Annotated in this window: 18 protein-coding genes; 11 read left to right on the plus strand and 7 right to left on the minus strand. The window is 58.1% G+C overall.

Annotated elements, in window-relative coordinates:
- Positions 1-50 precede the first annotated feature (50 nt).
- Positions 51-1,013 carry a LysR family transcriptional regulator gene (locus tag ACWKX3_RS13995; protein ID WP_454541972.1) on the plus strand — a complete coding sequence of 321 codons (963 nt, stop codon included), beginning with the start codon at positions 51-53 and terminating at the stop codon, positions 1,011-1,013.
- On the opposite strand, the gene aldB is transcribed toward ACWKX3_RS13995, so the two are convergent.
- Positions 1,010-2,548 carry an aldehyde dehydrogenase AldB gene (gene aldB, locus ACWKX3_RS14000; RefSeq protein WP_454541973.1) on the minus strand — a complete coding sequence of 513 codons (1,539 nt, stop codon included), beginning with the start codon at positions 2,546-2,548 and terminating at the stop codon, positions 1,010-1,012. The genes ACWKX3_RS13995 and aldB overlap by 4 nt on opposite strands.
- A gap of 165 nt (positions 2,549-2,713) precedes the next feature.
- Here aldB and ACWKX3_RS14005 point away from each other — a divergent pair, with 165 nt between their 5' ends.
- Positions 2,714-3,589: an ROK family protein gene (locus ACWKX3_RS14005; RefSeq protein ID WP_042321363.1), complete on the plus strand. Its 876-nt coding sequence runs from the start codon at positions 2,714-2,716 to the stop codon at positions 3,587-3,589.
- Here ACWKX3_RS14005 and selB read toward each other — a convergent pair.
- The 3 genes from selB to ACWKX3_RS14020 form a co-directional block, all read right to left on the minus strand.
- Positions 3,586-5,442, minus strand: a complete 1,857-nt coding sequence (gene selB, locus ACWKX3_RS14010; RefSeq protein ID WP_454541974.1) for a selenocysteine-specific translation elongation factor — start codon at positions 5,440-5,442, stop codon at positions 3,586-3,588. The two genes, ACWKX3_RS14005 and selB, sit on opposite strands and share 4 nt — an antisense overlap.
- Entirely contained in the window at positions 5,439-6,824 is a 1,386-nt protein-coding gene (gene selA / locus ACWKX3_RS14015) for an L-seryl-tRNA(Sec) selenium transferase (protein WP_454541975.1), read from the minus strand. The genes selB and selA overlap by 4 nt, the downstream gene beginning before the upstream one ends.
- A gap of 102 nt (positions 6,825-6,926) precedes the next feature.
- Entirely contained in the window at positions 6,927-7,535 is a 609-nt protein-coding gene (locus tag ACWKX3_RS14020; protein WP_088209012.1) for a glutathione S-transferase, read from the minus strand.
- A 455-nt stretch (positions 7,536-7,990) separates the two neighbouring features.
- Here ACWKX3_RS14020 and ACWKX3_RS14025 point away from each other — a divergent pair, with 455 nt between their 5' ends.
- The 9 genes from ACWKX3_RS14025 (at position 7,991) to trmL (ending at position 18,138) form a co-directional block, all read left to right on the plus strand.
- Entirely contained in the window at positions 7,991-9,898 is a 1,908-nt protein-coding gene (locus ACWKX3_RS14025; protein ID WP_006177761.1) for a PTS mannitol transporter subunit IICBA, read from the plus strand.
- Between the two features lie 102 nt (positions 9,899-10,000).
- Positions 10,001-11,149, plus strand: a complete 1,149-nt coding sequence (gene mtlD, locus ACWKX3_RS14030; protein ID WP_042321357.1) for a mannitol-1-phosphate 5-dehydrogenase — start codon at positions 10,001-10,003, stop codon at positions 11,147-11,149.
- Positions 11,146-11,736 (plus strand): mannitol operon repressor MtlR, encoded by a 591-nt coding sequence (mtlR, locus tag ACWKX3_RS14035; RefSeq protein WP_006177759.1) that lies wholly within the window; start codon positions 11,146-11,148, stop codon positions 11,734-11,736. Before mtlD ends, mtlR begins: the two co-directional genes overlap by 4 nt.
- 57 nt (positions 11,737-11,793) lie before the next feature.
- Positions 11,794-12,156, plus strand: coding sequence for a YibL family ribosome-associated protein (locus ACWKX3_RS14040; RefSeq protein ID WP_006177758.1), 363 nt, complete (start codon positions 11,794-11,796; stop codon positions 12,154-12,156).
- A gap of 328 nt (positions 12,157-12,484) precedes the next feature.
- Entirely contained in the window at positions 12,485-14,140 is a 1,656-nt protein-coding gene (lldP, locus tag ACWKX3_RS14045; protein ID WP_058610503.1) for an L-lactate permease, read from the plus strand.
- Positions 14,137-14,910 (plus strand): transcriptional regulator LldR, encoded by a 774-nt coding sequence (lldR, locus tag ACWKX3_RS14050; protein ID WP_006177754.1) that lies wholly within the window; start codon positions 14,137-14,139, stop codon positions 14,908-14,910. The genes lldP and lldR overlap by 4 nt, the downstream gene beginning before the upstream one ends.
- Entirely contained in the window at positions 14,907-16,094 is a 1,188-nt protein-coding gene (gene lldD / locus ACWKX3_RS14055) for an FMN-dependent L-lactate dehydrogenase LldD (protein ID WP_006177753.1), read from the plus strand. Before lldR ends, lldD begins: the two co-directional genes overlap by 4 nt.
- A gap of 178 nt (positions 16,095-16,272) precedes the next feature.
- Entirely contained in the window at positions 16,273-17,613 is a 1,341-nt protein-coding gene (locus ACWKX3_RS14060) for an MFS transporter (protein WP_006177751.1), read from the plus strand.
- A gap of 45 nt (positions 17,614-17,658) precedes the next feature.
- Positions 17,659-18,138, plus strand: coding sequence for a tRNA (uridine(34)/cytosine(34)/5-carboxymethylaminomethyluridine(34)-2'-O)-methyltransferase TrmL (trmL, locus tag ACWKX3_RS14065; RefSeq protein WP_006177750.1), 480 nt, complete (start codon positions 17,659-17,661; stop codon positions 18,136-18,138).
- A gap of 23 nt (positions 18,139-18,161) precedes the next feature.
- Here trmL and cysE read toward each other — a convergent pair whose 3' ends face one another.
- From cysE to secB, 3 genes are all read right to left on the minus strand, one after another.
- Positions 18,162-18,983, minus strand: coding sequence for a serine O-acetyltransferase (cysE, locus tag ACWKX3_RS14070; protein ID WP_006177749.1), 822 nt, complete (start codon positions 18,981-18,983; stop codon positions 18,162-18,164).
- A 76-nt stretch (positions 18,984-19,059) separates the two neighbouring features.
- Positions 19,060-20,079 (minus strand): NAD(P)H-dependent glycerol-3-phosphate dehydrogenase, encoded by a 1,020-nt coding sequence (gene gpsA, locus ACWKX3_RS14075; RefSeq protein ID WP_006177748.1) that lies wholly within the window; start codon positions 20,077-20,079, stop codon positions 19,060-19,062.
- Positions 20,079-20,546, minus strand: a complete 468-nt coding sequence (gene secB / locus ACWKX3_RS14080; RefSeq protein WP_006177747.1) for a protein-export chaperone SecB — start codon at positions 20,544-20,546, stop codon at positions 20,079-20,081. Before secB ends, gpsA begins: the two co-directional genes overlap by 1 nt.
- Positions 20,547-20,557: the final 11 nt, after the last annotated feature.

A 20,557-nucleotide genomic window follows, 5' to 3' on the forward strand; every position in this document is an offset into this window, starting at 1 on the left:
CAGCTGATTATATAATAGTATATCGGCAATGATATAAATGGATACGCAAGATGCTTAACCTGCAGTTAAAGCCGCGAGATTTAAAAATAATTTCTATTATCGCCGCAACGCGCAGCATTGGGGATGCCGCCGCTCTGCTGGGGATGGCGCAGGCCAACGTCAGCAAATATCTCTCTGATTTTGAAAACCGCATTGGTTTAAAGGTGTTTGAGCGCACCACGCGCCAACTCGCGCTCACGCCGTTCGGCGAGGCGCTGTTGCCCTACATCAATGCGTCACTGGATAAGAACAACCAACTCGTTAATTTTATTGCTGATTATAAACATGAGAAGCGAGGAAAAGTGACGATATACGCCCCGACGGGCATTGTGACCTACCTGGCGCGCAACGTTATCCACCTTATTGAAGACATTGGCGACATCCGCCTCTCGTTGAAAACCTATAATCTTGAGCGCAGTGAATTCTCCGAGGGCGTCTCTTTTCCCGACGACTGCGATATTTTAATTACCTACGCCCCGCCAAAAGATGAAAGTTTAGTGGCAACGGTGTTGAGAAAGTATTCCGTTACGGCGTTTGCAACGGTCGATTACTTAAAAAAACATCCTATTAGCAGCCCGCAGGATTTAAAAGATCACTCCTGCATTCTCATCGATTCGATGATGGTTAATGACGCCAATATCTGGCCTTTCCGCGTCCCTGGCAGTAACGACGTCTGTGATTATAAAGTCACCGGCAATTATATTTGCGATAATACCCAAACCGCGCTGGAGCTGGCCCGTAATAATCTGGGCATTGTTTTTGCCCCGAAAGTGAGCCTGAAAAGCGAGTTAACGCAAGGGACGCTCGTCCCCTGCTTTCCACACCAGGACGAGTGGTGGCTCGATCTCACCGCCATCTTCAAAAAGCGCGAGTACCAGCCCTGGCGCGTCCAGTACGTCCTGGACGCCATTCTTGACTGCCTGCGCCAGCAGCTGGTTCAGGCCACCCCCGGGCGGCCTGAACAGGATGATTAGAACAGCCCTAACGGTTTATCGGAATAACTGACCAGCAGGCATTTCGTCTGCTGATAGTGTTCCAGCATCATCTTGTGGGTTTCCCGCCCAATGCCTGACTGCTTATAGCCCCCAAAGGCCGCATGCGCCGGATAGGCATGATAGCAGTTGGTCCACACGCGTCCCGCCTGAATGCCGCGCCCCATCTTATAGGCCAGATTACCGTTACGGCTCCATACGCCAGCCCCTAAGCCGTACTGGGTGTCGTTGGCGATTTCAAGCGCCTCCTCCATGGTTTTGAAGGTGGTCACGGCCAGCACCGGGCCGAAAATCTCCTCCTGGAAGACGCGCATGCTGTTCTTGCCAGACAGGATCGTTGGCTCAAGATAGTAGCCCTCCTGCAGATCGCCGCCCAGAAGCTTACGACGGCCACCGGTCAGCACATCGGCGCCCTCTTTTTTACCGATATCGATGTAGTTAAGGATGGTTTCCAGCTGCCCGTGGGAGACCTGCGCGCCCATCTGCGTCACGCTATCCAGCGGATTGCCGCTGCGAATCGACTCTACGCGCCGGATCGCCCGCTCCATAAAGCGCTCATAAATCGATTCCTGAACCAGCGCCCGGCTGGGGCAGGTACACACTTCGCCCTGGTTGAAGGCGAACAGCGCAAACCCTTCCAGCGCCTTATCGAAGAAGGCATCCTCTTCATCCATCACGTCGGCAAAGAAGATATTCGGCGACTTCCCGCCCAGCTCCAGCGTAACCGGGATGATGTTCTGGGTCGCATACTGCATGATCTGCTGGCCCACTTCCGTCGACCCGGTAAAGGCCACCTTGGCGATGCGTTTTGAGGTCGCCAGGTATTCGCCAATTTCGCCCCCTGCGCCGTTGACCACGTTGATGACGCCCGGTGGCAACAGATCGCCAATCACCTCCATCAGCAATAGCACGGAGAGCGGCGTTAAGCGTGCAGGTTTGAGCACCACGCAGTTGCCCGCCGCCAGCGCGGGGGCCATTTTCCAGCTCGCCATCAGCAGCGGGAAGTTCCACGGAATGATCTGCCCCACCACCCCTAGCGGCTCGTGGAAGTGATACGCCACGGTGTCGCTGTCGACCTCGCTGATGCCGCCCTCCTGGGCGCGGATGCAGGAGGCAAAATAGCGGAAGTGGTCGATCGCCAGCGGAATGTCTGCCGCCATGGTTTCGCGGATCGGCTTACCGTTATCCCAGGTTTCCGCTGTCGCCAGCAGCTCCAGGTTTTGCTCCATCCGGTCGGCGATTTTAAACAGGATGGCAGCCCGATCCTGCACAGAGGTCTGCCCCCACTTATCCTTGATTTTATGCGCCGCATCCAGCGCCAGATCGATATCACGCTTGCCGGAGCTGGCAATTTCACACAGCGGCTGCCCGGTGACGGGCGTCAGGTTGGAATAGTATTCGCCGTCGACGGGGGCCACCCAGTCGCCGCCGATAAAGTTGTCATAACGGGGTTTTAGCTTAAGAGGAAAACCATACTCGCCAGGCTGAATGCGCGATGAGGGAGGATTATTTGTCATGACCGTCTCCTTGCTGTTGGTGTACATCAAGGGTAGTTCCGGCTGGCTATTTTCTCGCCAGCCGGTGACGGGTTTACGAGCCGTATCACGGATTACCGTACTTTACGTTTCGTTTCTGCCGCTGAGCCATAATTAATAGCTTAAAGGCTCATGAGGAACGATGCGATGCAGCTATTTATTGGCTTTGACGTGGGCGGAACCCACATCAAACACGGCGTGATTGATGAAAACGGCAAGGAACTGACGTCTGAGGAGTACGACACCCCGGAGGATGAAGCATCCTTTAAACAGAAATGGAAAGCGGTGGTGGAAGCGTACCAGCAGGAGCATGACGTTGTCGGCATCGGGGTGAGCTTTCCAGGCCATATCAATCACCATACCGGCGAAGCGGCGAAAGCAGGCGCGCTTGAGTATCTTGACGGCAAAAACCTGTGTGCGCTTTTTGCAGAGCTGACCGACCTGCCCGTGACCATCGAAAACGACGCCAACTGCGCGGCGCTGGGCGAACGCTGGCAAGGGGCGGGGAAAGATTATGAGCATTTCGTCTGCATTACCATCGGCACGGGTATCGGCGGCGGGATCGTGATGGAAGGCGACCTTTATCGCGGCTCGCACTATCGGGCGGGTGAATTTGGCGTGCTTCCCGTCGGCAATAACGGCGAATGCATGCACGAGGTGGCATCTGCCAGCGGCCTGATGAAGGCCTGCAGCCGCGCGTTACGGCTCAGCGAAGACGAAATGCCCCACGGTGAAGAGCTGTTTAAACGTATGGACAGCGACGTTCATCTGCGTGAGGCCATTGAAGAGTGGGCGCATTTTTTGTCCCGCGGCGTCTACAGCGTGATCTCCATGTTTGATCCGCAGGCGGTGCTGATTGGCGGCGGCATCAGCGAGCAGGAGAAAGTCTATCTCCTGCTCGATAAGTATTTACAGCGTTTTGAGGAGTGGGAGGCGCTCAAGGTGCCGATCCTGCCGTGTAAACTGGGCAATCAGGCGGGCCGCCTGGGTGCCGTCTGGCTGGCAAAGCAGAACCGCGCTTAACGCGCCTCACCTTGTTCAGGGAACAGCTGCGCGTCGCGAAGCAGATGATCGTTGCCCCGACGACGCGTAAAGCCTGTCCGGTTGAAATATTCGAGGATCTGAATCGCCAGCTTGCGCCCCACGTTCAACTGGTCGCGGAAGTCCGCCGCACAGGTTGACCCCTGCACCCGATCGCGATCGCGGATCAGGTTTGCAAACGCCAGAATGCGATCGTTGCGGTAATAACGATCTTTCACGATCGCCACAATCAGCCCCTGCTGCGCCGCATGCCGTAAGACCTGACGCATGGTCTGCTCGTCGGTGTGGGTTTCTCGCGCAAGATCGCGCACCCACCACGGCTCATCGCCGAACAACGACGCCGCTTTTTGCCATATCGCCTCTTGCTCGGCGGTGAAGCCGGCTTTGTGTTCCGGCAGGTGCAGCCAGCCGTGGTGGCTTTTGATCGCGCCGCTTTCGCGCATTTTTTCAATCAGCAGCAGCACCAGCGCTTCATCTTCCATCGGCAGCGCCATGCGACGCAGGCGCTCGCGCCCCGGACCGGGTTCATCCTGATGCTGCTGGTGGTAGGTGGCGAGCGTGTTCAACACTTTACGCTGCCAGCGTGCTGCGACCGGGGCATTGAGCAGGCTGTTTCCGGCCTGGATAAAGCCCTCTTCCTGCGTCAGTTCCCCCAGGCCTTCACCGCTCAGCTGGCGCGCCCAGGCGAAATCACTCAGGTTTACCGCGCCGCGTTCGAGATGCGTCAGCAGCGCGGCTTTATCATCGTCGGCTTGCTCCAGCGCCGCCAGCCATTGCAGGTATTCCGGCTTACGCTTCCCGCGACGGGGCGGATCCAGCGTCACCACCCGCGCCCCGGCCAGCGTTTCCCGCGCCGAGATATCGCGCAGCACCAGGCGGTCGTTATCCGCGAGCCACAGCGGGGAATCAAGCACCAGCTCGGCGAGGTTGTTTTCCAGCAGCGACACCCGCCCGGTAATATGGCTGGCGGCGTGATGGATGTGCAACGGCTGCCACTGCGTCAGCGGCGTGAAGCTGTGCAGAGAGACAATGACCCGCTCAGACGGCTCCGGTGGCTCAGCGGATAGCAGCCAGTCGCCACGGTTAAGGCGGTCTTTTTCAGCATCGCCCGCAATGTTCAGCGCGATGCGCTGCCCGGCATGGGCGTGTTCCACCGGTTGATTCTGGGCATGCAGACCACGCACGCGCATCGGCTTATTCACGCCCGTCAGCCAGAGCGTATCGCCGACGTTCACTTCGCCGCTCAGCGCGGTGCCTGTGACCACCAGACCCGCCCCTTTGACGGTAAACGCCCGGTCGATGGCCAGGCGAAAGCGGTGATGGCTCGCGCGCTGGCGCGACGGCAGCTGCTGCAAATGGTCGCGCAGGGCATCAATCCCGCGCCCCTCGGTCGCCACGGTGACAAAAAGCGGCGCATCGGCAAAACCGTATTCGCGCAGCACGCCCTGCACCTGCTCCTTGACCTCGTCCCTGCGTGCGTCATCCACGCGGTCGGCTTTGGTGAGGGCAACGGTGAGCTGCGGATTGCCCGTGAGCTGTAGGATCGCCAGATGTTCGCGGGTTTGCGCCATCACGCCGTCATCGCAGGCCACCACCAGCAGCGCATGATCGATGCCGCCGACCCCGGCCAGCATGTTCGACAAAAACTTTTCGTGCCCCGGCACATCAATAAAGCCCAGCACGCGACCATCCGGCTGCGGCCAGTAGGCATAGCCCAGATCGATGGTCATGCCGCGTTTTTTCTCTTCCGGCAGGCGGTCAGCATTCACGCCGGTAATAGCCTGCAGCAGGGTGGTTTTTCCGTGGTCAACGTGACCGGCGGTGGCAATAATCATTTCAACAGTATCTCCAGAAACTGCTCTTCATCTTCAAGACAGCGTAGGTCTAACCACATGCGTCCGTCGTATATGCGCCCGATAACCGGCGCAGGCAGCGCACGCCAGCGGGCCGATAACGCCTCAAGCTGGCTGCCGCGTCCGTCGCGTGGTGTAAACGTCAGCGCGGCGCTCGGCAGTCTGTCTACCGGCAGCGAGCCGCTGCCAATCTGCGACTGGCAAGATTCAACGCGCACGTCAAACCCGGCATAGTACGGGGCAACCTGCGGCAGCAGTAGCTCGCCCTGCGCACGAATCGAGGCGGCATCCCGCGCCAGCAGACGCAGCGTTGGCAGCCGTTCGGCCAGCTTCTCCGGGTAGAGGTAGAGCCGCAGCGTCGCTTCAAGCGCCGCGAGGGTCATTTTGTCGGCACGCAGCGCGCGCTTGAGCGGATGCTGTTGCAGCTTCGCAATCAACTCACGTTTGCCGACGACGATCCCGGCCTGCGGCCCGCCCAGCAGCTTATCGCCGGAGAAGCTCACCAGACTTACGCCTGCCGCAATCGTCTCTTGCACCATCGGCTCTTTCGGCAGCCCGTACTGGCTTAAATCCACCAGCGAACCGCTGCCGAGATCGGCAATAACCGGCACGTTCAGTTCACGCCCGATAGCGGCCAGCTCGGCCTCATCGACCGTTTTAGTGAAACCTTCAATATGGTAATTGCTGGTGTGGACCTTCATCAGCAGCGCGGTATTTTCGTTGACCGCCGCGCGATAATCTTTTGCATGGGTGCGATTGGTGGTGCCCACTTCGTGCAGCGCACAGCCCGCCTGACGCATGACATCCGGGATGCGGAACGCACCGCCAATCTCCACCAGTTCGCCGCGCGAGACCACCACCTCTTTGCCGCTGGCCGTCGCTGCCAGCATCAGCAGCACAGCCGCCGCGTTGTTATTCACGATGCAGGCGTCTTCAGCACCGGTGAGCTGGCAGAGCAAATCCGCCAGCGCCCGATCGCGATGGCCCCGGCCAGCGCCATCCAGATCATACTCCAGCGTGACCGGCGAACGCATGGCCTGAGCAACCGCCGCGACCGCCTCTTCGGCCTGCTGCGCACGACCCAGGTTGGTATGCAGCACCGTTCCCGTCAGGTTAAAGACCGGACGCAGAGCACCCTGCGCGTTAGCCGTCAGCCGCCGTTCCGCCTCCTGCCCCCAGTCCGCGCACCAGTCCGGTAAGGCATTCTCTGCCTGAATATGTTCCCGCACCTCTTCCTGAAGCAGACGCAGCATATCGACCGTCGCGGTATGGCCGAAACGGTCGACGACGGTTAAGAAGTGGGGATCACGCAGAAGCCGATCGGTAGCAGGAATGTGGCTGTAGAGAGAACGATGAGTAGTCATGGATGCGCCCGGCGAATGGATATCATCCCCCCTCCCGACGGGAGAGGGAGTTAACATGGGAGGGATTGTAACGCCTCTGGCCGCTAAGTGTTATAACCCGCATCAAGCCTTTGGCGGTTCGGTACGGGCAAAGCTTTCGCGCTGGAAAAGGGTCTCAGCGAGCTTCACCAGCAGCGGACGGTCTACGCACCAGCCAGGCGAAACCCGGCGGAAGTTGAGGTAGCCAATGGCGCAGGCAATGGCAATGGTTCCCAGGTTGAGATCGTCATTCTGAATTTTCCCGTCCCGGATCAGCTGTTCACAATGGTCCAGGCTGCGGCTGATTTTTTCCCGCTGACGCAGCAGCTCCGTTTCCGACTGCTGGGCTGCCGGCCTTGCCTGCTCGCGCACGGAGGCAAGGGCCGCGTCCATAATGCCGTCCGCCAGGGCTTCTGTTTGCTTCATCGCCAGCGCCGCTTTCGGATCGGCTGGCAGCATCGCGGGCGCGATCCCCAGCAGTTCGATGTATTCCGCAATAATCGGGGAATCAAACCAGCATTCGCCCTCATCCGTCACCAGCGCCGGGACTTTTCCCAGCGGATTGTACTGCGCCACGCCGTTTTCGGCGTTGTAAGGCTGTTCATTTACGAATTCAAACGCAATCCCTTTCTCCAGCAGGAGAATTGAAATTTTACGCACGAAGGGACTGGTATAGCTGCCGACGAGTTTCATTGCCTGATCCTTGATGCCGCGAAAAACGTCAGTATGGAACAATCGATGGAAAAAGGCAGGTATGCGTATCGCATTCCTTCCTCCTTGCACAGCGTTACCCCGAATGACATCAGGACAAATCTGCATGCAAATATTTTGTGAATTCAATCACAATACCGAAACAAACACGCGGTGAGAAAATGTGATGCGAATCACAAAACGTCGGGTATTTTGCTTACTTTATGCCCGTTGTATTTTTTTTATGCACGCGTTATGTGATCGCGATCACTTCATTAAATGGCATACCCCCTACATTTACGTGATTGAGATCACACAAATTTTCGGTGTCTGGACAGTTGAACGATTCAATGCCAGATTTCACAGCATCAGAACAGGGCCCGGCTACCTCTGCCGCCGCACATTAACGATAAACCTCGGGCCGTAAGCCTAAGCGTAAACATAAGAAGGGGTGTTTTATGTCATCCGATTTCAAGATCAAAGTTCAAAGCTTTGGTCGTTTTCTCAGCAACATGGTGATGCCAAATATCGGCGCGTTTATCGCGTGGGGTATTATCACCGCATTGTTTATTCCGACAGGGTGGTTGCCTAACGAAACGCTGGCGAAACTTGTTGGCCCAATGATTACCTATCTGCTGCCGCTGCTCATCGGTTATACCGGTGGTCGTCTGGTCGGCGGAGATCGCGGTGGCGTAGTGGGTGCCATTACGACCATGGGCGTGATCGTCGGCGCGGATATGCCGATGTTCCTCGGCGCGATGATTGCCGGTCCTCTGGGCGGCTGGGCGATTAAGAAATTCGACGTCTGGGTGGATGGTAAGATCAAATCCGGCTTCGAAATGCTGGTGAACAACTTCTCTGCGGGCATCATCGGGATGATCCTCGCGATTCTGGCGTTCCTCGGCATTGGCCCTGCGGTTGAAGTTCTGTCTAAAATTCTGGCGGCAGGCGTTAACTTCATGGTGGCGCACGACATGCTGCCGCTGGCGTCTATCTTTGTTGAACCGGCGAAAATCCTGTTCCTCAACAACGCCATTAACCACGGTATCTTCTCCCCGCTGGGTATCCAGCAGTCGCATGACCTTGGCAAGTCCATCTTCTTCCTGATTGAAGCGAACCCGGGTCCGGGTATGGGCGTTCTGCTGGCGTACATGTTCTTTGGTCGCGGCAGTGCAAAACAGTCTGCGGGCGGCGCGGCAATCATCCACTTCCTGGGCGGTATCCACGAAATTTACTTCCCGTACGTGCTGATGAACCCACGTCTGATCCTGGCCGTTATCCTCGGCGGTATGACTGGCGTGTTCACGCTGAGCGTGCTGGGTGGTGGTCTGGTTTCTCCAGCCTCTCCAGGCTCTATCCTGGCGGTACTGGCGATGACCCCGAAAGGCGCTTACTTCGCTAACATCGCGGCTATCTGTGCGGCGATGGCGGTCTCCTTCGTGGTCTCGGCTATCCTGCTGAAAACCAGCAAGGTGAAAGAAGAAGACGATATCGAAGCGGCAACCCGTCGTATGCATGACATGAAAGCAGAATCCAAAGGCGCAACACCGCTGGCGGCTGGCGATGTCTCTAACGACCTGAGCCACGTACGTAAAATCATCGTTGCCTGCGACGCCGGTATGGGTTCCAGCGCAATGGGTGCAGGCGTACTGCGCAAGAAAGTGCAGGATGCGGGCCTGACCAATATCTCCGTCACCAACAGCGCGATCAACAGCCTGCCGCCGGACGTTGACCTGGTGATTACGCACCGCGATCTGACCGAGCGTGCGATGCGCCAGGTGCCTCAGGCACAGCACATTTCGCTGACCAACTTCCTCGACAGCGGCCTGTACGCCAGCCTGACCGAACGTCTGGTTGCTGCGCAGCGTCACGAAGATAATGAAGTGAAAGTGCGTACCAGCCTTCAGGACAGCTTTGACGAGAGCAATGCGCACCTGTTCAGACTGGGCGCGGAAAACATCTTCCTTGGCCGTACCGCTGCCACGAAAGAAGACGCCATTCGCTTCGCGGGTGAGCAGCTGGTTGCTGGCGGGTACGTTCAGCCAGAATACGTTGAAGCGATGCTGGAACGTGAAAAACTGACGCCAACCTACCTCGGCGAATCCATTGCGGTTCCACACGGTACGGTTGAAGCGAAAGACCGCGTGCTGAAAACCGGCGTCGTGTTCTGCCAGTATCCGCAGGGCGTACGCTTCGGTGAAGAAGAAGATGACATCGCCCGTCTGGTGATTGGTATCGCCGCTCGCAACAACGAGCACATCCAGGTGATTACCAGCCTGACCAACGCCCTGGATGACGACACCGTCATCGAGCGTCTGGCCAACACCACCAGCGTAGAAGAAGTGCTGGCGCTGTTGAACAAGTAAGTCCGTTCTCTTCCCTCTCCCCGTTGGGGAGAGGGCTAGGGTGAGGGGAAAAGTTCCTCACCCCAGCCCTCTCGGGTAAAAACATTAATGAAGGTTAACACTATGAAAGCATTACATTTTGGCGCAGGTAATATCGGTCGTGGTTTTATCGGCAAACTGCTGGCAGACGCAGGCATTACGCTGACATTCGCCGATGTGAACCAGGTGGTGCTCGACGCCCTGAATGCCCGTCATAGCTACCAGGTCCACGTTGTCGGCGAAAACGAACAGGTTGAGACGGTGTCTGGCGTGGATGCGGTGAGCAGCATTGGCGACGAGGTTATCGACCTTATCGCCCACGTTGACCTGGTCACCACCGCCGTCGGCCCGGTTGTGCTGGAGCGCATTGCCCCTGCCGTGGCGAAAGGCCTGGCTAAACGTAAAGCACAGGGCATTGAAACGCCGCTGAACATTATCGCCTGTGAGAACATGGTGCGCGGCACCACGCAGTTGAAGGCCCACGTTATGGCCGCCGTGGCGGACGAAGACAAGGCCTGGGTTGAGGCGCACGTCGGTTTTGTTGACTCCGCCGTGGACCGCATCGTTCCGCCGTCAGAATCGGCCACCCACGATCCGCTGGAAGTCACCGTTGAAACCTTCAGCGAGTGGATCGTTGATAAAACCCAGTTTAAAGGCGCGCTGCCGACCATTCCGGGAATGGAATTAACCGACAACCTGATGGCATTTGTCGAACGTAAACTCTTCACGCTTAACACCGGGCATGCTATAACCGCGTACCTCGGCAAATTGGCCGGTCATCAGACCATCCGTGATGCAATCCTTGATGAGAACATCCGTGCGGTGGTGAAAGGCGCAATGGAAGAGAGCGGCGCGGTGCTGATTAAACGCTACGGTTTTGATGCCGATAAGCATGCAGCCTACATTCAGAAAATCCTCGGACGTTTTGAGAATCCGTACCTGAAAGATGACGTCGAGCGCGTGGGACGTCAGCCTCTGCGCAAACTGAGCGCGGGCGACCGTCTGATTAAACCGCTGCTGGGCACGCTGGAATACGGTCTGCCGCATGCCAACCTGGTGAAAGGGATTGCCGCCGCAATGCACTATCGCAGCGAGCAGGACCCGCAGGCACAGGAACTGGCGCAACTGATTGGCGATGAAGGCCCTCAGGCTGCGCTGGCGCAGATCTCTGGTCTGGACGCCAACAGCAACGTGGTTGTGGAGGCGGTTAACGCTTATAACGCAACCAAATGATGCAGAATGCGGCGCAGGTTAGCCTGCGCCCAAATTACAGATTGTCAGATATGCAGGCAATAATGGAACAAACCCAGGCCTTTGAAAATCGTGTGCTTGAGCGTCTGAATGCTGGCAAAACCGTACGAAGCTTCCTGATTGCTGCCGTCGAGTTACTGACCGAGGCAGTGAACATTCTGGTGCTTCAGGTGTTCCGCAAAGACGACTACGCGGTAAAATATGCTGTAGAACCGTTACTGGACGGCGACGGACCGCTGGGCGATTTATCGGTGCGCCTGAAGCTGATCTACGGTCTTGGCGTGCTGAGCAGGCCCGAGTATGAAGATGCCGAGCTGCTGATGGCGTTGCGCGAAGAGTTAAATCATGACGGTAATGAATACGCCTTTACCGATGATGAGATCCTCGGGCCGTTCGGCGAGCTGCACTGCGTGACCGCCCTGCCCCCGGCACCCCACTTCGATAACAGCGATCCTGAGCTGTATGCGATGCAAAAGCTGCGTTATCAGCAAGTTGTTCGCTCTACCATGGTCCTTTCCCTGACTGAGCTGATTTCACGAATCAGCTTAAAAAAAGCGTTTCAGAAGTAAGCCTGCGCACTTTGTTGTATCCTTCCCGGTAAATCCCCCGAATTTAGAGTATGTGTTATGAAAGAAGTCGAAAAGAACGAGATTAAACGCCTGAGCGACCGTCTGGATCTGATCCGTCACCAGATGGCGGGCCTCTCGCTGGTTGATTCCGCCGAGAAGTACGCCGAACTGGAAAAAGAGGTCACTAAGCTGGAAGCAGAAATCGAGCGCCTGCGCGAAGTTAAAGGCCAGAAGCTGAGCAAAGAAGCGCAGAAGCTGATGGATATGCCGCACCGCCGCGCGATCACCAAAAAAGAGCAGGCCGACATGGGCAAGCTGAAGAAAAGCGTCCGTGGCCTGGTGGTGGTTCACCCGATGACTGAACTTGGCCGTGAAATGGGCCTGAAAGAGATGACGGGCTTTTGTAAGACGGCATTCTGAATAGTTTCCCCTCACCCTCCCCCTCCCCAAAGGGACGAGGGATCTGAACGGTTTTCTCCCTCTCCCTGTGGGAGAGGGCCGGGGTGAGGGCATCAGGCCATACCCCGCCCAAAATTGGCCCAACCAATCCCCCTTTTGACTGTCCACTGGTTCACACTTCTGCCATTACCGCTCACAAAACCATTGCTCATGCATAACATTTGATTAACCATTTGTTGTCATTAACCCTACATCACCTTATTGGCAGGACCACTTTTACACTGACCGTGACGCAGAGATGAGCACAGACTCACCGCCGAACCGATCGTGTGGTCCTCAGGAGACCTGCATGAGCCTCTGGCAACAAAACTACGATCCGGCCGGGAATATCTGGCTGTCTAGCCTGATCGCATCGCTTCCGATCCTGTTCTTTTTCTTCGCGCTGATTAAGCTCAAGCTGAAGGGCTACCTTGCCGCAACCTGGACCGTGGCCATCGCCCTGCTGGTGGCGTTGCTCTTCTACAAAATGCCGGTCGATCGCGCGCTGGCGTCGGTCGTGTATGGCTTTTTCTACGGCCTGTGGCCGATAGCCTGGATCATCATCGCGGCGGTGTTTGTCTATAAAATCTCGGTGAAAACCGGGCAGTTCGACATTATCCGCTCGTCGATTCTTTCCATCACGCCTGACCAGCGCCTGCAGATGCTGATTGTCGGTTTCTCGTTCGGGGCGTTCCTCGAAGGGGCGGCAGGCTTCGGTGCGCCGGTGGCGATTACCGCCGCGCTGCTGGTCGGTCTGGGCTTTAACCCGCTGTATGCCGCTGGCCTGTGCCTGATTGTGAACACCGCGCCGGTAGCGTTTGGCGCGATGGGGATTCCGATTCTGGTCGCCGGGCAGGTCACCGGGCTGGACAGCTTCGAGATTGGCCAGATGGTTGGCCGCCAGCTGCCGTTCCTCACCATCATCGTGCTGTTCTGGATCATGGCGATTATGGACGGCTGGCGCGGCGTGAAGGAGACCTGGCCTGCGGTGATGGTCGCGGGCGGCTCTTTTGCTATCGCCCAGTATCTTAGCTCTAACTTCCTCGGCCCCGAGCTGCCGGACATTATCTCTTCGCTGGTGTCGCTGGTGTGCCTGACGCTGTTCCTCAGACGCTGGCAGCCGGTGCGTATTTTCCGCTTTGCCGATATGGGCGCGTCCCAGGTCGATCAAACCCTGGCGCGTACGGGGTATACCCCAGGGCAGATTGTTCGCGCGTGGTCGCCGTTCCTGTTCCTGACCGCTACCGTAACGCTGTGGAGCATTCCGCCGTTTAAAGCCCTCTTCGCCCCGGGCGGCGCGCTGTACGACATGGTGATTAACATCTCTGTACCGTTCCTCGACAAGATGGTCGCCCGCATGCCGCCGGTGGTTCACGATGCCACGCCGTATGCGGCGGTCTACAAGTTCGACTGGTTCTCCGCTACCGGTACGGCCATCCTGTTTGCCGCTATCCTTTCCATTGTGTGGCTGCGCATGAAGCCTGCCGCCGCAGTGCAGACGTTTGCCAGCACGCTGAAAGAGCTGGCGCTGCCGATTTACTCCATCGGGATGGTGCTGGCGTTCGCGTTTATCTCGAACTACTCCGGACTGTCGTCGACGCTGGCTCTGGCTCTGGCACATACCGGGCACGCCTTTACCTTCTTCTCGCCGTTCCTCGGCTGGCTGGGGGTGTTCCTGACCGGGTCGGATACCTCGTCCAACGCCCTGTTTGCGGCCCTGCAGGCGACGGCGGCACAGCAGATTGGCGTCTCCGACGTCCTGCTTGTCGCGGCTAATACCACCGGTGGTGTGACCGGGAAGATGATTTCGCCGCAGTCCATCGCCATTGCCTGTGCCGCGGTGGGACTGGTGGGGAAAGAATCGGATCTGTTCCGCTTTACCGTAAAACACAGCCTGATATTTACCTGCATGGTGGGGGTGATCACCACGCTGCAGGCCTATGTCTTAACCTGGATGATTCCATGATAGTGATGCCCAGACGCCTGTCCGACGAGATTGCCTCTCGCGTGCGGGCGCTGATTGAAGAACAGCAGCTGGAGGCGGGCATGAAATTGCCCGCCGAGCGCCAGCTTGCCGCCCAGCTTGGTGTGTCGCGCAATTCACTGCGCGAGGCGCTGGCGACGCTGATCAGCGAAGGGGTGCTGCTGAGCCGTCGCGGCGGCGGTACCTTTGTGCGCTGGCAGCATGACGACTGGTCCGAGCAAAATATCGTTCAGCCGCTGAAAACGCTGATGGAGAACGACCCGGACTACAGCTTCGATATCCTTGAAGCCCGCCACGCCATCGAAGCCAGCACCGCCTGGCATGCCGCGATGCGCGCAACTGAGGCCGATAAAGAGAAGCTCAAAATCTGCTTTGAGGCGACACAAAGCCGTGACCCGGATATCGCTTCCCAGGCGGACGTGCGTTTTCACCTGGCGATTGCCGAAGCCTCGCACAACGTGGTTCTTCTGCAAACCATGCGCGGCTTCTTTGACCTGCTGCAATCCTCCGTTAAACAGAGCCGCCAGCGGATGTATCTGGTCCCGCCCGTTTTTGCTCAGTTAACCGAACAGCACGACGCCGTGCTTAACGCCATTCTGGCCGGCGACGCCGAGGCCGCACGCAAAGCGATGATGGCGCATCTCAGCTTCGTACATACCACCATTAAACGCTTCGATGAAGATCAGGCCCGACAGGCGCGTATTACCCGTCTGCCTGGCGACAATGATATTTCCAGGGAGAACAAAGCATGATTATTTCAGCAGCCAGTGACTATCGCGCCGCGGCGCAGCGCATTTTGCCGCCGTTCCTGTTCCACTATATCGACGGCGGGGCGTATGCCGAATACACCCTGCGCCGCAACGTGGAAGATCTGTCTGAAGTGGCTCTGCGCCAGCGCGTGCTGAAGAATATGTCCGATCTGAGCCTTGAGACGAAGCTGTTTAACGAAACGCTCTCCATGCCCGTCGCGCTTGCCCCGGTTGGCCTGTGCGGCATGTATGCCCGCCGCGGTGAAGTCCAGGCGGCAGCGGCGGCGGATGCCAAAGGCATTCCGTTTACGCTTTCCACCGTTTCCGTTTGTCCGATTGAAGAAGTCGCCCCTACTATCAAACGCCCAATGTGGTTCCAGCTGTACGTTCTGCGCGATCGCGGCTTTATGCGCAACGCGCTGGAGCGCGCCAAAGCGGCGGGCTGCTCCACGCTGGTCTTTACCGTCGATATGCCCACGCCGGGCGCGCGCTACCGCGACGCCCACTCCGGCATGAGCGGCCCGAATGCTGCGATGCGCCGTTACTGGCAGGCGGTGACCCATCCGCAGTGGGCGTGGGATGTGGGGGTCAATGGCCGCCCGCACGATCTGGGGAACATCTCAGCGTATCTGGGCAAACCGACCGGGCTGGAGGATTACATCGGCTGGCTGGCGAATAACTTCGATCCGTCGATCTCCTGGAAAGACCTGGAGTGGATCCGCGAATTCTGGGACGGCCCGATGGTGATCAAGGGGATCCTCGATCCGGAAGATGCCCGTGACGCGGTGCGCTTTGGCGCAGACGGGATTGTGGTCTCAAACCACGGCGGGCGTCAGCTCGACGGAGTGCTCTCTTCCGCGCGCGCCCTGCCCGCCATTGCCGATGCGGTAAAAGGCGATATCGCTATTCTGGCCGACAGCGGCATTCGCAACGGGCTGGACGTGGTGCGCATGATCGCTCTCGGCGCTGACAGCGTGCTGCTTGGTCGGGCTTATCTGTATGCCCTGGCCACCAGCGGCCAGGCGGGCGTGGCGAACCTGCTGGACCTGATCGAGAAAGAGATGAAAGTCGCCATGACGCTGACCGGCGCGAAATCGATTAGCGAAATCAGCAAAGATTCGCTGGTACAGGAGCTGAGTAAATTACCCGCCGCGCTGGCTCCGCTGTCGCAAGGAAACGCGGCCTGATCTGTTTCGCGCTTTCCACTTCACGCGTTCAGTCGGTATCCGGCTGAACGCTTTTTTTGTGCAAAATAACACCTGCATAACATTTTGGATAAGTTAATTTGACATCTCTGCGCCGAACGCAGTTGTATAGACAAGCAAATACAACAGCATAAAAAAACATCACATCGGAGAGTCGCGTATGACGTATTCAGGCAAGGTGGATATCCAGCAGGTGATTGATGACAGCCCCTTTTCCCGGCTCCACTGGGTGCTGATTGTTCTGGGGTTTCTGGTCCTGGCAATAGACGGCTTTGATACCGCCGCGATGGGCTATATCGCCCCGACGCTCTCGACGGAGTGGGGGATCGCCAAACAGGATCTTGGCCCCGTGCTGAGTGCCGCCCTGCTGGGTTTGTCGCTGGGGGCACTCATTGCCGGGCCGGTTTCCGATCGCATTGGCCGCAAGCGCGTGCTGGTCTTCTCCTGCCTCTTTTTCGGCCTCTCGAGCCTGGCAACGGCCTACGCCCAGAGCCTTAACTCGCTGACGATCTGGCGGTTTTTCACCGGCCTTGGCCTGGGCGCGGCGATGCCGAACGCCATTACGCTGATTTCGGAGTTTGCGCCGCAGCGCTGCCGTTCCCGGGCCATTAATACCATGTACTGTGGGTTTCCTCTGGGCGCGGCAGGCGGCGGAGCCATTTCGTCCTGGCTAATCCCGAACCACGGCTGGCAAAGCGTACTGTTGGCCGGGGCGATTGCCCCCCTGGTGCTCACCGTGCTGCTGGCGCTGCTGTTGCCGGAATCGGTGAAGTATCTGGTGCAACGTGGTAAAGACGTTATGCAGATCAAGCGCATTGCCGCTCGCTTCGCCGCCGCGCCGCTCGACGCGGTAACGGGTTTTTATCTGGCGGAGGAGCGCGCCGCGCGCAAAAAAGGCAGCGTCGCGCAACTCTTCTCAATGCCCTGGCTTCCCGGCACGCTGATGCTCTGGGTCACCTATTTCATGGGCCTGGTAATTTATTACGTGCTGCTGAGCTGGATGCCGACGCTGATGCTCGGCATGGGCTACCCGCTGGCGGAATCCGCCTGGCTCACCTCGCTCTTTACCTTCGGCGGCACCGCCGGGATCCTGCTGGCAGGCTGGATGATGGATCGCTGGGAAGCGCACAAGGTGGTGGCGGGCGGGTTCTTCATCACCATGGTGTTAATTCTTACGCTGGGGCTGGAGCACAACCACATCGTGCTGTTTGGCGGGCTTATTTTCCTGATGGGGATCACCATGAACGGCGCGCAATCCGGGATGCAGACGCTGGCCGCCACGTTTTATCCCACCGATTGCCGTGCAACCGGCATCGCATGGATGCAGGGGATAGGCCGGTTCGGCGGCGTGGCGGGCACGATGACCAGCGCGCAGCTGCTTTCGTTGCAGTGGCACGCGGACAGCATCCTGATGTTCCTGAGCCTTCCCGCGCTGCTGGCCGCCGCGGCTACGGTCTTTAAAATGCTGCGCTGCCGGTCGCAGGATCCCGGCATCGCGTAAGACCGCTGCTTTCTGCTATTCTGCCCCCGCAATTAAGGGGGCAGCATGCTTAACATCGTTTTATTCGAACCAGAAATTCCACCAAATACCGGTAATATCATTCGCCTGTGTGCCAACACGGGCTTTCGTCTGCATATCATTGAGCCGATGGGCTTTGCGTGGGATGACAAACGCCTGCGTCGCGCGGGGCTGGATTACCATGAATTTACCGCCGTGGTTCGCCATCCTGATTACGCTGCCTTTCTGGACGCGGAAAAACCACAGCGCATGTTCGCCCTGACGACCAAAGGCACGCCCGCGCACAGCGCCGTGAGCTATCAGGACGGTGACTATCTGATGTTTGGCCCGGAAACACGCGGCCTGCCGGCGACAATTCTGGACGCCCTGCCTGCCGAGCAAAAAATTCGTATTCCGATGATGCCGGACAGCCGCAGCATGAACCTGTCAAATGCGGTGTCGGTAGTGGTGTATGAAGCGTGGCGCCAGCTTGGGTATCCCGGCGCGATATTAAGGCAGGCCCGGTAAGCGCAGCGCCACCGGGCAGAGACTCAGATGCCGTCACCATACTCGAAGGTGTGGTGAATGCCGTTGAAGTGCTGATCCATGTCCATTGACGGTTTTTCGCTGTCTGGCTTACCGACGATGCGCGCCGGTACGCCAGCGGCGGTGGTGTGCGGTGGAACGGGCTGCAGCACCACGGAACCCGCGCCGATTTTCGCGCCGCGCCCCACTTCAATGTTGCCGAGGATCTTGGCACCCGCGCCAATCATCACCCCTTCACGGATCTTCGGATGGCGATCGCCGCTGGTTTTTCCGGTACCGCCCAGGGTCACCGATTGCAGAATCGAGACGTCATCTTCGATCACCGCCGTTTCACCCACCACGATGCCGGTGGCATGATCGAGCATGATCCCACGGCCAATTTTCGCCGCCGGGTGAATATCTACCTGGAAGGTCACGGAAACCTGGTTTTGCAGAAAGATAGCCAGCGCGCGGCGGCCCTCGTTCCACAACCAGTGGCCGATGCGGTAGGCCTGAAGCGCGTGGAAGCCCTTAAGGTACAGCAGCGGCGTAGAATATTTGTCGACAGCCGGATCGCGCGTGCGCACGGCCTGAATATCGCAGGCGGCAGAGGCGATCATCTCCGGGTCGGCGGCATACGCCTCTTCCACCACTTCGCGGATGGCAATAGCCGGCATGATTGAGGAGGCCAGCTTGTTGGCGAGCATGTAGCTCAGGGCGCTACCGAGGTTTTCGTGCTTGAGCAGCGTCGCGTGGTAGAAACTGGCCAGCATGGGCTCGCAGTCAGCTAAAGCTCGCGCTTCGGCTTTAATATTGTTCCAGACGATATCCAGTTCTTCACACGGCATTGCTTGCTCCAGACGTAATAGTACGATCGGCCAGTCTCTGCTGGCCGTATCGTTGGGTGACAACGGTTCCCTGCGGCTAGTTGCTGCTGCGCTCGTCCTTGCGCGAACGACCTAACAGGGTCAATGCTGCCTCGCGCGCATTTTTTCCGCAATACAATACCTGATAAATTTCCTCGGTTATTGGCATTTCGACACCAAAACGGTGTGCCAACTCGCGGACTTCTTTCGTATTGCGGTAACCTTCCACTACCTGACCAATCTTCTCCTGCGCGCCTTGTACATCCATGCCTTGCCCAAGCATCATGCCAAAGCGGCGGTTACGCGACTGGTTGTCGGTACAGGTCAGCACCAGATCGCCCAGACCGGCCATCCCCATAAAGGTGGACGGGTCGGCACCCAGCGCCGCGCCAAGACGCGACATCTCGGTCAGGCCACGGGTGATCAGCGCCGTACGGGCGTTTGCGCCAAACCCAATGCCGTCTGACATTCCGGCACCGATCGCAATCACGTTTTTTACCGCGCCGCCCAGTTGAACGCCGATGAAATCCGGGTTGCTGTACACGCGGAAGCTCTTGCCGCAGTGCAGCAGTTGCTGGAGATCGTCTGAGAACGCCTGGTCGGTTGAGGCCAGCGAGATGGCCGTCGGCAGGCCAGCGGCCAGCTCTTTGGCAAACGTCGGCCCGGAAATCACCGCCAGCGGAATGGCATCGCCCAGCGCTTCGCGGGCAACGTCCTGCAGCAGGCGTCCGGTTTCTGCTTCGAGCCCTTTCGTCGCCCACACCACGCGCGCATCGGGGCGCATCAGCGGCTTAACCTGACGCAGCACCTGGCCAAAGACATGGCTTGGCACCACAATCAGAATGTTGCGGCTGGCGGCCAGCGCGGTCGCGAGGTCGCTTTCGAGGTGCAGGGAGTCAGGGAACGGAACGTCCGGAAGAAACGCCACATTGCAGCGGTCGTGTTGCAACGTCGCGATATGTTTGGGATCGTGGCCCCACAGGACCACGTCGTGACCATTTCTTGCCAGGGTGATAGCAAGAGCGGTGCCGTATGAGCCGGCACCGATCACAGTCATTGAAGCATTAACAGTGCTCATCAGGCATCCTGATGTTGTTCGGCACCTTCGCCAGACTGCTGCTGCAGATAGTTCATAAACAGCGCATCAAAGTTAACTGGCGCAAGGTTCAGTTGCGGGAACGTACCGCGAGAGACCAGGCTGGTGATGCATTCACGGGCATACGGGAACAGGATGTTCGGGCAGTATGCACCCAGGCAATGCGCCATCTGGTTGCCTTCGATACCGCCGATGGAGAAGATGCCGCCCTGCTGTACTTCGCACAGGAATGCAGTTTCTTCGCCCAGTGAAGCGGTCACAGTCACGCGCAGCACGACTTCATACACGTCATCCGCCAGCTGGGTGGATGCGGTATCAAGATCAAGTTTAACCTCTGGCTGCCAATCTTTCTGGAAAACGTGCGGCGCATTTGGCGCTTCGAAAGAGACATCTTTGGTATAGATACGCTGGATCTGGAAACTCATTTCGGTGTTGTTTTGTTCTGACATGGAAAAACCCT

Source organism: Enterobacter sp. UPMP2052, assembly GCF_053709675.1.